This is a genomic window from Geothrix sp. PMB-07 (genome assembly GCF_030758935.1).
In the GTDB taxonomy this organism is placed as follows: domain Bacteria; phylum Acidobacteriota; class Holophagae; order Holophagales; family Holophagaceae; genus Geothrix.
Genome location: NZ_CP132333.1, coordinates 3,632,298 through 3,645,182 on the forward strand (window position 1 = coordinate 3,632,298; position 12,885 = coordinate 3,645,182).

The 12,885-nt window shown below is 67.3% G+C and carries 9 protein-coding genes and 1 riboswitch; of the genes, 6 read left to right on the plus strand and 3 right to left on the minus strand.

What is annotated here, in order from left to right:
* Nucleotides 1-117 precede the first annotated feature (117 nt).
* A complete protein-coding gene (gene metH, locus Q9293_RS15835; RefSeq protein WP_306248199.1) occupies nt 118-3,540 on the plus strand; it encodes a methionine synthase in 3,423 nt (1,140 codons plus the stop codon).
* Between the two features lie 10 nt (nt 3,541-3,550).
* Here metH and Q9293_RS15840 read toward each other — a convergent pair whose 3' ends face one another.
* The 3 genes from Q9293_RS15840 to Q9293_RS15850 are packed head-to-tail and all read right to left on the minus strand — an operon-like array spanning nt 3,551 to nt 6,039.
* Nucleotides 3,551-4,816: an RNA polymerase sigma factor gene (locus Q9293_RS15840; protein WP_306248200.1), complete on the minus strand. Its 1,266-nt coding sequence runs from the start codon at nt 4,814-4,816 to the stop codon at nt 3,551-3,553.
* Between the two features lie 6 nt (nt 4,817-4,822).
* Nucleotides 4,823-5,677 carry an SDR family oxidoreductase gene (locus Q9293_RS15845; RefSeq protein ID WP_306248201.1) on the minus strand — a complete coding sequence of 285 codons (855 nt, stop codon included), beginning with the start codon at nt 5,675-5,677 and terminating at the stop codon, nt 4,823-4,825.
* An 8-nt stretch (nt 5,678-5,685) separates the two neighbouring features.
* Nucleotides 5,686-6,039 (minus strand): YciI family protein, encoded by a 354-nt coding sequence (locus Q9293_RS15850; RefSeq protein ID WP_306248203.1) that lies wholly within the window; start codon nt 6,037-6,039, stop codon nt 5,686-5,688.
* A 408-nt stretch (nt 6,040-6,447) separates the two neighbouring features.
* Between Q9293_RS15850 and Q9293_RS15855 the strand changes: the two genes are divergently transcribed.
* From Q9293_RS15855 to Q9293_RS15875, 5 genes are all read left to right on the plus strand, one after another.
* Entirely contained in the window at nt 6,448-8,421 is a 1,974-nt protein-coding gene (locus Q9293_RS15855) for a right-handed parallel beta-helix repeat-containing protein (protein WP_306248204.1), read from the plus strand.
* A 199-nt stretch (nt 8,422-8,620) separates the two neighbouring features.
* Complete coding sequence (locus Q9293_RS15860) at nt 8,621-9,301, plus strand: DUF2911 domain-containing protein (RefSeq protein WP_306248205.1); 681 nt, start codon at nt 8,621-8,623, stop codon at nt 9,299-9,301.
* A gap of 288 nt (nt 9,302-9,589) precedes the next feature.
* Nucleotides 9,590-9,694, plus strand: a riboswitch (SAM riboswitch).
* A 118-nt stretch (nt 9,695-9,812) separates the two neighbouring features.
* On the plus strand, nt 9,813-10,670 hold the full coding sequence (cobA, locus tag Q9293_RS15865; protein ID WP_306248206.1) for a uroporphyrinogen-III C-methyltransferase: 858 nt from the start codon (nt 9,813-9,815) through the stop codon (nt 10,668-10,670).
* Complete coding sequence (locus tag Q9293_RS15870) at nt 10,591-11,187, plus strand: bifunctional precorrin-2 dehydrogenase/sirohydrochlorin ferrochelatase (protein ID WP_306248207.1); 597 nt, start codon at nt 10,591-10,593, stop codon at nt 11,185-11,187. The genes cobA and Q9293_RS15870 overlap by 80 nt, the downstream gene beginning before the upstream one ends.
* Nucleotides 11,184-12,845, plus strand: a complete 1,662-nt coding sequence (locus tag Q9293_RS15875; RefSeq protein ID WP_306248208.1) for an NADPH-dependent assimilatory sulfite reductase hemoprotein subunit — start codon at nt 11,184-11,186, stop codon at nt 12,843-12,845. The genes Q9293_RS15870 and Q9293_RS15875 overlap by 4 nt, the downstream gene beginning before the upstream one ends.
* Nucleotides 12,846-12,885: the final 40 nt, after the last annotated feature.

A 12,885-nucleotide genomic window follows, 5' to 3' on the forward strand; every position in this document is an offset into this window, starting at 1 on the left:
TGAACACGGATGAACACGGATCGAATAGCGATCAGGCAGACACCCCCACCGACACGAGTGCAGTGCCTTTCATCTGTGTCCATCCGTGTTCATCTGTGGCGAACGAGAGGTTTTTCCATGACCAGCATTGAGACCCTGCTCCGCGACAAAGTACTGCTGCTGGATGGCGGCATGGGCACGCAGATCTTCGCCCGCAAGCCCACCGCCGACGACTACGGCAGCGCCGCCCTGGAAGGCTGCGTGGACCTGCTGGTGGAGCGGCGCCCCCAGTGGATCCGCGAGATCCACGAGAGCTACTTCCGCGCCGGAGCCGACGCGGTGGAGACCAACACCTTCGGCGCGAATCCCCTGGTGCTCAGCGAATTCGGCCTCGCCGACAAGGCCTACGCACTGAACGTGCAGGCCGCGAGCCTCGCCAAGGAAGTCGCCCGCAGCTTCGACCGCCCCCGCTTCGTGGTGGGCTCCGTGGGCCCCGGCACCAAGCTCATCACCCTGGGCCACGTGAGCTACGCCGAGCTGCTGGCTTCGTACCGTGTGCAGATGGACGGCCTGCTGGACGGCGGCGCCGACGCCATCCTCATCGAGACCTGCCAGGACCTGGGCCAGATCAAGGTGGCCGTGCGCGCCGCCAAGGAGGCCATGGCCGCAAAGAAACGCCGCATCCCCCTCTGGGTGCAGGCCACGGTGGAAACCACGGGCACCCTGCTGGTGGGCTCCGACATCTCCGCGGTGCTCACCAGCCTGGAGCCCCTGGGCATCGATGTGCTGGGCCTCAACTGCGCCACGGGCCCCGACGAGATGCACCAGCACCTGCAGACGCTCTGTGAGGCCAGCCCCTTCCGCATCAGCTGCCTGCCCAACGCCGGCCTGCCAGAGAACCGCGGCGGCCAGGTGGTCTACCCTCTCGATCCCGAAGGCTTCGCTCCCAAGGTGCTGCACGCAGCCAAGGAGTTCGGCATCGCCATCCTGGGCGGCTGCTGCGGCACCACGCCGGACCACATCCGCGCCCTGGCGCCGGGCGTGGAAAAGCTCAATGCGCCGAAGCGCACCCCGAAGCTGGAGCGGAGCGCCGCCAGCCTCTACCAGAGCGTGGCCCTCAAGCAGGAACCCGCGCCCCTCATCGTGGGCGAGCGGACCAATGCGAACGGCTCGAAAAAATTCCGCGATCTGCTGGCCGCCGAGGACTGGAATGGCATGATCACCTTGGCCAAAGAGCAGCAGCGTGAAGGCGCGCACCTGCTGGACCTCTGCGTGGCCTACGTGGGCCGCGACGAGGTGCGCGACGCCGACGAGCTGCTGAGCCGTCTCATTTCCCAGATCACCCTGCCGCTCATGATCGACAGTACGGAATTTCCCGTCATCGAGAAGGCCCTGCAGCGCTCACCCGGCAAGTGCGTCATCAACTCCATCAACTTTGAGGATGGCGAAACCAAGGCCAGGGCCATTCTCGATCTGTGCAAGACCTACGGCGCCGCCGTGGTGGCCCTCACCATCGACGAGCGCGGCATGGCCAAGAGCCGCGAACAGAAACTGGAAGTGGCCAAGCGCCTCTACGCCCTCGTCGTGGGCGAGTACGGCCTCGATCCCGGCGATCTCATCATCGACCCGCTGACCTTCACCCTGGGCAGCGGCGATGAAGAGTTCCGGGGCTCCGCCATCGAAACGCTGGAGGCCCTGAAGCTCATCAAGGCCGAGTTGCCCGGCGTCATGACCATCCTCGGCGTGAGCAATGTGAGCTTCGGTCTGAACCCCGCCACCCGCCACATCCTCAACGCGCTGATGCTCTATCACGGCGTGAAGCACGGCCTGGACATGGCCATCTTCAACGCCTCGAAGGTCATCCCCGTGGCCAAGATCGATCCCGACGACCGGAAGATCGTGGAAGACCTGATCTTCGACCGCCGCGCCGAGGGCTACGATCCCCTGAAGGCGCTCATGGCCCGCTTCAGTGACCGCAAGGCCGCCGTGGTGGACGACCACCGCGCCGACCTGCCCGTGCTGGAGCGCCTGCACCGCGGCATCCTGGACGGCGAGAAGCAGGCCATCCTGGCCGACGTGGACGAGGCCCTCAAGGACCACGATCCCCTGAAGCTCATCAACGAAACCCTGCTGGCCGCCATGAAGGTGGTGGGTGAACGGTTCGGCGCCGGCGAGATGCAGCTCCCCTTCGTGCTGGAGAGCGCGGAGGCCATGAAGGCCGCCATCAAGCGCATCGAGCCGCACCTGCCCCGCGAATCCAACTACCAGAAGGGCCGCATCCTGCTGGCCACGGTGAAAGGCGATGTGCATGACATCGGCAAGAACCTGGTGGACATCATCCTCAGCAACAATGGTTTCGAGGTGAAGAACCTGGGCATCAAGCAGCCCATCGAGGCCATCCTGAAGGAGTACGAAACCTGGCCCGCCGATGCCATCGGCCTTTCGGGCCTGCTGGTGAAATCCACCGTGATCATGAAGGAGAACCTCCACTTCATGGAGTCGCTGGATCTCAAGGTGCCGGTCATCCTCGGCGGCGCCGCCCTCACCCGCGACTACGTGGAAGGGGACTGCCGCCGCAGCTACCGGGGCTCCGTCTACTACGCCGAGGATGCCTTCGAGGGCCTGCGCCACATGCAGGCGTTGGCCGCGGGTGACACCGCCGTGCCCGCACCGGTGTCGCCCACCCAGTCAGGCGATGCCATCACGGTCATCCGCCGAGGCAGCGCCTCCGTGCCCCTGACCGAAGCTGGCCAGAGCAGCTGGGTGAGGCATGACGCACACACACCCCATCCCCCCTTCTGGGGAATCCGCGAGTTAGCGGATTCCCCCGTGGACCTCTTCGAGCACCTGGACGACTTCGCCCTCATCCGCAACCGCTGGGGCTTCAGCCAGGGCGCCCAGAGCGACGAGGCCTTCGCCGCCGTGCTGAAGGACAAGGCCGAGCCCCAGCTGGCCTACTGGCGGGATCGCCTGGCCAAGGACCGCCTCTTCCAGCCCCGCGCCCGCTATGGCTACTTCCCCGTGCGCGCCGAGGGCGACGATCTGTGCGTGTTCGATCCGGCCGATCCATCCCGCACCCTCACGCGGCTCCGCTTCCCGCGGCAGGCCGCCGGACGTCGCCTCTGCATCAGCGACTTCTTCCGAGCCGACGCCACCGATGTGCTCGCCGTGCAGCTGGTCACCCTGGGCCAGGCGGCGGCGGATCACGCGGCCAAGCTCTACAAGGAAGACGGCTACGCGGACTACTTCGCCTTCCACGGCTTGGCCACCGAACTCACCGAAGCCTACGCGGAGCGCCTCCACGCCCGCATCCGCGCCGAGCTGGGCATCGCCGCCAAGGACCTGCCGGGCCGCGCCCTCTTCGCCCAGGGCTACCAGGGCTCCCGCTACTCCTACGGCTACCCCGCCTGCCCTGATCTGGAAGGCAACGGTCCCATCCTGGACCTGCTGCGCGGTGCCGAGATCGGCGTGACCCTCAGCGAGAGCCACCAGATGGATCCCGAGTACAGCACCAGCGCCCTGGTGGCCTGGCACCCGCAGGCGAGGTACTTCTCCATCTGAGCCTCCGCCCTCAGATCGCGGCGCAGGCCTCCAGCCGGGCCCCCAGGGAGGCCTGTTCCGCAGGGTTGCGGGTCAGGCTCAGGGCCCGGCTCAGGTGCTCCCGGGCCACGTCCAAGCGCCCCCGCCGCCGCTCCAGCTCCCCCAGGGCGGCGGCATAGAACGGGTACCTGGCCAGCCGCTCCCGCCCTTCCAGCCGATGAAGCGCCTCCAGGCCCGCCTCGGCGCCATCACGCTGCGCAAGGGCGATGGCCCGCTGCAGACCCACCACGGGCGAGGGGCGCAGACTCAGCAGGAGGTCGTAGAGCGCCACGATGGCCGCCCAATCCGTGGCCTCGGGCCCCGGGGCCGAGGCGTGCTGGGCTGCGATGGCCCCCTCCAGGTGGTAGACGCTGAGCTCCGCCCCCTGGGCCGAAAGCCCGAGATGCGTCAGACCCTCCTCCACCTGTGCCGCATGCCAGCGTCCCCGGTCCTGCTGGTCCAGCGCCTGCAGCCGACCGTCCCCACCGAGGCGGCCGGGCTGGCGGGCACTGTTCAGCAACTGAAGGGCCAGCAGCGCGTGGGTGGCTGGGGTGGCCGAGAAGGGATGGTCCAGCAGGCGCCGGGTGAGGCGGATGGCTTCCTGGCAGAGCTCCTCCCGGACCGCGTGCTCGGGGTTCGCTCCGTGGAACCCCTCGTTGAAGAGCAGGTAGAGGGCCCGGTGCACGGCAGGCAGCCGGGCGGCCAGCTGGGCGGGACGCCCCAGGTCGAAGAGCCGCTTTGACGCGGCCAACACCTTCTTGGCCCGGCCCAGCCGCTTCTCCATGGCGGCCGGAGTGGTGAGGAAAGCCTGGGCCAGTTCCGCCACGCTGAAGCCACAGAGGAGGTGGAGCACGAGGGCGACTTGGACCTGCTCCGCCAGGCGCGGGTGGCAGCAGGTGAACATCATTCGCAGGTCGTCGTCCTGGATGGCCTGGGGCTCCAGCAGGGCGTCCACGGCGGGCGCCAGGGTCCACTCGGAGGCGAGCATCCGCGCCAGCTCCGGCGCGAAGGTGCGGGCGGTGCGCTCGCGGCGGAGGGCGTCCAGGGCCTTCCGCTTGGCCGTGGTCATGAGCCAGCCCGCGGGGTTGGGCGGCAGGCCCTGGAGCTTCCAGGTCTCCAGGGCCCGGCAGAAGGCCTCCTGCACCACATCTTCCGCCAGGGCCAGGTTGTGGGGACCGAAGAGCCGCACCAGGGACGCCACCATGCGCCCCGCCTCGTGGCGGAACAGGTGTTCGCTGGGGTCGGCGGCATCAGGCATGGGCGGTCACCGGAAGACCTCCGCATGGTCCCTCAGGTACTGCCGCAGGGGAATGGGGCTTCGCCCCAGGATCCGCCCCACGTCCTCGCTGACCGGGGCGTGGCGACCCCGGGCGAAGTCCTCGCCCAGCAGGGCGAGGTCCCGCGCCAGCCAGGCGGGATAGCCCTGCTGCGCGAGGGCGCTGGACAGCGCATCGCCGGGCAGGTCCTGATAGCCGATGGTTCGGCCCAGAAGGGTGCCGAGGCTGGCCGCCACGTTCTCGAAGCTGAGCGCCTCCGGCCCCGTCAGGTGGTAGGTGGCGCCCGCATGGCCCTCCTCCAGGAGGCAGGCCATGGCCACCGCCGCGATGTCCCGGGCGTCCACCATGGCGATCCGCCCCTGGCCTGCGTTGCCGAAGAGGGCGCCCAGGCTGCGGATGACTCCGGCCTGGGCGGCCAGGTTGTCCATGAAGTAGGCGGGCCGGAGGATCGCATGGCCCAGACCCGACGTCCGGAGGTGGGCCTCGGCCGCGGCGTGGGCGCGGGCTTGCGAGATGGGCGACTCCCCCTCGGCTCCGGCGCCGGAAAGCAGCACCACCTGCGCCACGCCAGCCTTGCGGGCCAGATCGATCACCTCGGCTTTCCGTTCTGCCTCGTCTTCACGCGGAGGTGTGAGCAGGAAGAGGCGGGAGATGCCAGAGAGCGCCTCCCGCAGGGTGGCGGGCCGATCCAGGTCCCCCAGGACGGGGATCGCGCCTTGGCGGGAGACGATTTCGGCGGCTTCGGCGCTGCGCACCGTGGCCCGCACGGGTCGGCCGGAAGCCACCAGCAGGGGAAGGAGGGCCCGGCCGACCTTGCCGGTGCCTCCGAACACGAGCAGCATGGCCGGCCTCAGAGGTTCAGCTGGAGGACCGGCCGCACCTCCACGGCGCCGCCATGCTCCAGGATGGGGCAGCCCTTGGCCAGGGCCGCCGCCCCGGCGATGTCCTCGGCCTCCACCACCAGGTAGCCGCCCACCACATCCTTTTCGGGATAGGGGCCATCGGTGATGCTGCGTTCAGATCCCCTCACCACAGCCCCCTTTCGGTCCAGGGGCTGGCCGGGGTTCCGCAGGTGTCCCTGGGCCCCCAGCTCCTTGATCCAAGTCATCCACTTCTGCAGGGTGGCCTGGGCCTGCTCGGGCGAGCGCCTGGACTGGTTCTGGGCTGCCTCATCGGCGCGGAAGAGAAAGACGAATTCGCTCATGGTGCCTCCATGGCCCGGGTCAGGTGGGCCTTCCTGCTTTCTACGGGCGGCCGGGGTTGCGTCGGACTTTTTTTTCAATGCGATATCAGAGGAAGAACATGTTCGGGCAGCTGCTTCGGCAGATCCGAAACCTGGGCGTGAACTCCGAACAAGCCTTGCGTGAGCGCGGCGCCCCCAGACGAACTGTTTCTCCGCTCATGGCTCCTCAGCTTCCCAAAAAAAGGCATGACCTAGGTAGCAGGGTTCTCCAGATTCCAGAATTCAGATCTGCATTTCAGAATCAGCCAACCCGGTCAAAAGACGCATTAGTATTGTTTGTTTTTAAATAAACGAAATAAACAATTTATTTTGTGACGCTTCACCGACCTCCGCGGCACCTCCGTTGCCTTGACCTCCGCGGAGGTTTTCATGGACGCAGCGAGGAAAGGTACCCGGCTCCACGCCATTCAAGGAATGACCCTGGCTGGAATGATGGTTTTGAGCGCCTGCGGAGGAAGCAGCACGGGCTCCTCTGGGGGAAGCAAGCCGGTTGAGGCGCCGCCTCCGCCGCCCGCCAGCCCGGTGACCGTGACCCTCCAGGGGGCCCCGGCAGACATCAATGTTGGCGAGACGTTGCCGGTCACCGCCCAGGTCCTGGGATCAGCCACCACCGCAGTCAGTTGGACCGTGGACGGCATCCAGAACGGCAATGGCGATGTCGGCACCATCACCGGCAGCGGCAACACGGTCACGTACGTGGCTCCCGCCACAGAGGGCAACCATGTGGTGGCCGCCACCAGCATCGCGGAGCCCAGCAAGTCAGCCCGTGGCCAGGTGGGCATCCACCGCTCCAAGGTCTCCTCGATAACCGTCGGCCCGACCAGCTGGACTCTGGACACGGGCACGCAGAAGCAGTTCACTGCGACCGTCACGGGGACGGGGAACTACGACGCCACCCTCACGTGGTCGGCCAAGCTGGGCACCATTTCCAGCACGGGCCTCTACACCGCCCCAGCGGCCAGCGGCACGGACGTGGTGACCGCCACCAGCGTGCAGGATCCGACCAAGACAGCCGCCGCCAGCGTCACCGTGGCGAGCGTTTCAACCATCAGCGCCGTTTCCGTGAGCCCCGCCTCCCTGACCTTGAACGTGGGTGTCCAGAAGCAATTCACCGCCGCGGTCGCAGGCACCGGGACCTACAACTCCGCGGTCACCTGGTCCTCCCAGCGCGGCAGCATCACCAGCACGGGCCTCTACACCGCTCCGTCCACGGGCGGCGCGGACGTGGTGACGGCCATGAGCGCGCAGGACGGCACCAAGGCCGGAACTGCCAGCATCACGGTAACGGCTTCAGCCTCCACGCCCGCCGGCACGAGCGTCAAGACCTATGGCGCGAAGGGCGACGGACTGACCGATGACACACTGGCCATCCAGAACACGATCCGCGCCATTGCTTCCGGCGGAACAGTGCTCGTGCCCGCCGGCACCTACATGATCAATGCCTCCCGGGACAACGATGCCGGCATCATCCTCAAGAGCAACATGACCCTGTTCCTTGATGCCGGCGCTGTCCTGAAATGCATCACCAACTCTGGCACTCAGGGCGATGTGGTCAGGGTGCGCGGGGTCTCCAACGTCACCATTTCCGGTTCCGGCACCGTGCAGGGCGACCGCGCCACGCACACCGGCCCCGCCTCCGAAGGGTTCATGTGCATCTCCATCAACACGGCCAGCAACATCACCGTGTCCGGCGTGACATGCCGAGACTCCTGGTCGGATGGCATCTACGTGTCCGATGACTGCTCCAACATCACCGTGTCCAGCGTGGTCTGCGACAACAACCGGCGCCAGGGGATGTCAATCACCAGCGTCAAGGGAATGCTGGTTCAGAACTCCACGTTCTCCAACACCCACGGGACCAACCCGCAGTGCGGCATCGACATCGAACCCAATGCCGGGCAGGCCTGCTACGACGTCCACGTCACCGGCTGCACGTTCTTCGGCAACGTCGGCGGCGGATTCCAGCAGGGGGCCAGCGATGCGGACTACACCTACACCTTCACAACCGGAACCATTCTCGAGAACTGCGAGTTCTACGGGAACGGCGGCGCGGGCTACCACGACGGCGGCATTGCGTTCTCGGACTGCGACAACAACATCATCCGGAATAACAACATCCACAACAACCTGGATGGCGGGATCAAGATCTACCAGCACGCGACCAATGTCACCGTCACGGGCAACACCGTTGTCAACAACACGGGCTGGGGAGTCTCCCTTTCCTCCTGCAGCGGTTCGGTGGTCACGGGCAACACCGTGACCGGTAACAGCGGAACCGGCTTCTCCCTCGACAGCTCGCCGGGGACGTACACACCCAACACCGTGAACGGCAACGGGAAGTAGTCCCGAATGTCCTGAACCAACCAGCGTTGAACGGCGAAGGGCGCGGAGCTTTCCGTGCCCTTCGTGCATGGAAAGGCCGAAGCGGCTTTGAATCGCCCTCCCCGACGAGACCAACGGAGGCCGGCGAACCGGAACCTCGTGGGCCTGAAAATCACCAGCCTCTGCTACTGTCGGTCGGAATCCCCAACCCGGAGGCACCATGAAGCCGAACCTTGTTTTACCCTTGCTCGCCCTGGCGGCGATGACCGTCGCGGCCCAGCAGCCCGCTCCCGCCGCGACCGCCGCGCCTGCGGCGACCCCCGCCCCGGCACCCCGCCCTGCCGCCAGCCCCAAGGCCCAGGCCGCCACCCAGGTGGCGGGCAAGTGGGCTGAGCCCAAACCCGGCGCCGCCCCCCGCTATCAGGACGGCAAGTGGATCACCGTGGACTACAGCGCCCCGATCCTGCGTGGTCGGGCCGACATCTTCGGCAAGGGCGCCGAGTACGGCAAGGCCGTGTCCAGCGGCGACCCCGTGTGGCGGGCGGGCGCCAACCAGACCACCCGTTTCAAGACGGAAGTGCCGCTCGTCATCGGGGGCAAGAACGTCGCCGCTGGCGAATACAGCCTCTTCGTCGAGCTGAAGGAAGGGGCCTGGACCTTCATCCTCTCCTCCCAGCCCGCCCTCACCAAGTGGGACGCCAACGAAAAGAAGGCCACCTGGGGCGCCACCAACTACGATCCGAAGTTCGATGTGGTGCGCGTGCCTATGAAGCTGGCCAAGGGGCACCTCTCCCTGGACCAGCTCACCTTCTCCTTCGTGAACATGACCCAGCAGGGCGGCAGCCTGGCCCTGGCCTGGGACACGCAGAACGCCAGCGTCGACTTCAAGGTCGCTCAGTAGCACACGGGGTTCCTGAGTCCCTGGGCTCCGCCCCCGTGGGCGGATGGCAGCCAGGGCCCAGGACCACCCGGCCGAGGCTTCGACTGGCGCCCCACCCTGGGGAGCCGGGCGGAGCCCTGCCCGAAAGGAAGCGGGTTTGGAATTATTACTTAATTGATTTAGTTATAATTTTCCCGCCATCATGATTTTTTCATTCAAAAATAAGCATTGAAAAAGGGCATCAAATTGATTATCTTTTCATCAGACCTCGCGGGGTCGTGACACCGGAATCCTTGCCAGCTCCATAGCGCGCTATCCAGAAAGGTGGAGGGACGGGCCCTGTGAAACCTTGGCAACCTGCGAAAGCAAGGTGCCAATTCCTGCCGACGGTTCCCGCCGTCGGATAGATGCCGAGCTGTCCACATCGACAGACGCACAGAGGGGCCCGAACACATCGGGCCCCTCTGATTTTTGGATCGCGCCGGAGCGTCAAGGCCTCCAGGCCCTGACCCCCTACCACCCAGGAACCTTCATGCCGCACCCATCCGCACCCGAGACCCAGCCCGGCTTCGTCAGCCTGGTAGGAGCCGGTCCCGGCTCGCCGGACCTCATCACCCTGCGCGGCCTCCGGGCCCTGGAAGCGGCTGACGTCATCCTCTTCGACGCCCTGCTGGAGCCGGATTTCAGGGCCTTCTTCCCGGAAAAGGCCCTGGCCATCCCCGCTGGCAAACGCTGCGGCGGCCTGGGCATGACCCAGGAACGCATCCACGAGCTGCTCCTCTGGCACGCCCAGGCGGGCCGTCGCGTGGTGCGGCTCAAGGGCGGCGATCCCTTCATCTTCGGGCGCGGCGGCGAAGAAGCCCGGGCCCTGGCCGAAGCTGGCATCCCCTTCGAGGTGATCCCCGGCGTCAGCGCCCTCCAGGGCGCTGCGGCGGCCTCGGGCATCCCCCTCACCCACCGGGGCGTGTCCCGGGAGATCCGCATCCTCGAAGGCCACCACCTGCTGGAATCCACCACCGATTGGGCCGAGCTGGCCCACACCGAAGCCACCCTGGCCATCTTCATGGGCACGCGATCGCTGCAGGCCGTGGCCCAGCGGCTGCTGGAGCACGGGGCCTCCCCGGACCTGCCCGTCGCCCTGGTGGAACGGGCCTTTTGCGAAGGCCAGAGCACCACCCTCTCCAACCTGCGCCTCGCCGCCGAGGGGCATGTCCGCGCCCACACCAAGGGCCCGGGGCTTGTCTACCTGGGCGCCGCCATCCGGCACCGCGCCCTCTCCCTTCCCGCCGATGCCTTCCACACGGAGACCCATGACCCTGCTGCCGCTCTTTCTCGATCTCAAGGAGAAGCAGGTGCTTCTCGTGGGGGGCGGGAGCGTCGCGCAGGCTAAGCTCCGGTCGCTGTTGCCGACCGGCGTCACCCTCCGTGCCGTGGCCACCCGCTTCTCTGCCGACTTCCGCCTGGAAGCCGAAGGCCACCCCGTGCACCTGCTGGAAAGACCTTTCGAAGCTGGCGATCTGGACGGCACCCACCTCGTGGTATCTGCCACCAACGATCCAGAGGCCAACGCCCGCATCGCCAGCCAGGCCCGCCAGCGGGGCATCTGGATCAACGCCGTGGACGATCCCCCCTCCTGCGATGCCCTCTTCGCCAGCACCCTCCGCCGGGGCCCCTGGACCCTGGCCATCTCCACCGAAGGCGCCTTCGCCGGCCTGTCCCGCGCCCTCCGCCTCGCCCTGGAAGACCTCATCCCCGACGATCCCGACCTGCAAGCTCTCGTCGATCTCCGCCAGCAGGCCCGCCGTCTCCCCCCCGAGGTTCGCAGCCGGGCGCTCCAGAAACTGCTCGCCGATTTCCGCACCGCCTACTTCCCCTCGCCCCGTCCCTCCACCCCGGAGCTGCCATGAGCACCCCGTCTGCCGAGCATCCTGTTGAAGCCCTCAAGCGCGAATCGCGGCACCTGCGTGGCACCCTGGCCGAAGAACTGGCCGGTGAGGCCGAAGGCTTCAGCAAGGATTCGGAAACCCTGCTGAAGTTCCACGGCCTCTACCAGCAGAAGAACCGCGACAAGGCGCCCGAGACTCCCAAGCACCCCGTGCTCATGGTGCGGGGGCGCATCCCCGGCGGCCGTCTGGAGGCATCCCAGTACCTGGCCTGGGATCGCATCGCCGACATCTTCGCCGATGGCAGCCTGCGCATCACGACGCGCCAGAGCCTCGAACTGCATGGCGTGGTGAAGGGCGATGCGAAGGCCGTGTTGCAGGGCCTCCACGCGGCGCTGCAAACCACCCAGGGCGCCTGCGGCGACGTGGTGCGCAACGTCACCCAGGCCCCCAACCCCTGGGGTCGCGCCGATCTGGCCCAGCTCGACGCCGTGGCCCTGCAGCTCTCCAACCATTTCCGGGCCCACGCCAAGGCCTACGCCGAAGTGTGGCTGGATGGCGAAAAGGTGGACACGGCCTCTGAATCCGAGCCCGTGCTGGGCGACACCTACCTGCCCCGCAAGTTCAAGATCTCCGTCACCGCGGCGGGCGAGAACGCGGTGGACGTCTACACCAACGATCTGGCCTTCGCCGCCACGTTCAAGGATGGCGCCGAGGGAACCATCGACGGCTACTTCGTGCTGGCCGGCGGTGGCATGGGCATGACCCACAACGACGCCACCACCTTCCCCCGTCTGGCCGATCTGCTGGGCTGGATTCCCGCGGACGCCGCGTTGAAGGTGGCCGAGGCCGTGGTGGGCGTCCACCGCGATCACGGCAACCGCGGGGATCGGCGCCGGGCACGGCTCAAGTACGTCGTCGCCCAAAAGGGCCTGGCCTGGCTGCGCGCCGAAGTGGAAGCCCGCGCGGGCTTGATCTTCACCGACCGTGACCTGCCACCCTGGCGCACAACCTCCACCCTGGGCTGGCTCCCCCGCACCGATGGAACGTGGGCCCTGGGCCTGCACACCCTCTCGGGCCGCGTGGCCGGGCCGCTCAAGGCCGCGTTGCGGGAGTTGGTCGAGCGCTTCCAGCTGGGCGTGCAGTTCACACCCGATCAGGACGCCATCCTCATCGGCATCCCCGAGGCGGCCAAGGACGAAGTGGCTGCCTTCTTCCAGGCGCGCGGCCTCGGCATCCACAGCCCCGCGCCCCTCTTCGACCGGGCCCTGGCCTGCGTGGCCCTGCCCTACTGCGGCCTGGCCATCACCGAAGCGGAGCGGGCCCTGCCCGAGCTGCTGGAGGTGATCCAAACCCGACTGGAAGATCACGGCCTGGCGGATCGCGCGCCGGTGTTCCGCGTCGCCGGCTGCGCCAACGGCTGCTCCCGGCCCTATGCCGCCGAGTTCGCCCTGGTCGGCCAAACCCCCGGCAAGTACGCCCTCTACCTCGGAGGCCATGTGGAAGGCACTCGGATGGCTCAGGAAGTCCTTCAGAAAGTGTCCATCGAGGCCCTGGGGCCCGTGCTCGACGAGCTCTTCACCCTCTGGAAGGCCGAGGGCCAGGCCGGGGAAAGGCTCGGCGATTTCTCCATCCGCTTCGGGCTCGAGGCCTTGAAGCAAAGGTTGGAGGTGCCGCTTTGAGCGCGAAGCCCGAACCCAGCAAGCGGCTGGCCCTGCACGA

Coding starts and splice junctions, on each gene's coding strand:
- cobA (WP_306248206.1), top strand. CDS start 9,813: ATGCCGCACCCATCCGCACCCGAGACCCAGCCCGGCTTCGTCAGCCTG.
- Q9293_RS15860 (WP_306248205.1), top strand. CDS start 8,621: ATGAAGCCGAACCTTGTTTTACCCTTGCTCGCCCTGGCGGCGATGACC.
- Q9293_RS15850 (WP_306248203.1), bottom strand. CDS start 6,039: ATGAGCGAATTCGTCTTTCTCTTCCGCGCCGATGAGGCAGCCCAGAAC.
- Q9293_RS15870 (WP_306248207.1), top strand. CDS start 10,591: ATGACCCTGCTGCCGCTCTTTCTCGATCTCAAGGAGAAGCAGGTGCTT.
- metH (WP_306248199.1), top strand. CDS start 118: ATGACCAGCATTGAGACCCTGCTCCGCGACAAAGTACTGCTGCTGGAT.
- Q9293_RS15845 (WP_306248201.1), bottom strand. CDS start 5,677: ATGCTGCTCGTGTTCGGAGGCACCGGCAAGGTCGGCCGGGCCCTCCTT.
- Q9293_RS15875 (WP_306248208.1), top strand. CDS start 11,184: ATGAGCACCCCGTCTGCCGAGCATCCTGTTGAAGCCCTCAAGCGCGAA.
- Q9293_RS15855 (WP_306248204.1), top strand. CDS start 6,448: ATGGACGCAGCGAGGAAAGGTACCCGGCTCCACGCCATTCAAGGAATG.
- Q9293_RS15840 (WP_306248200.1), bottom strand. CDS start 4,816: ATGCCTGATGCCGCCGACCCCAGCGAACACCTGTTCCGCCACGAGGCG.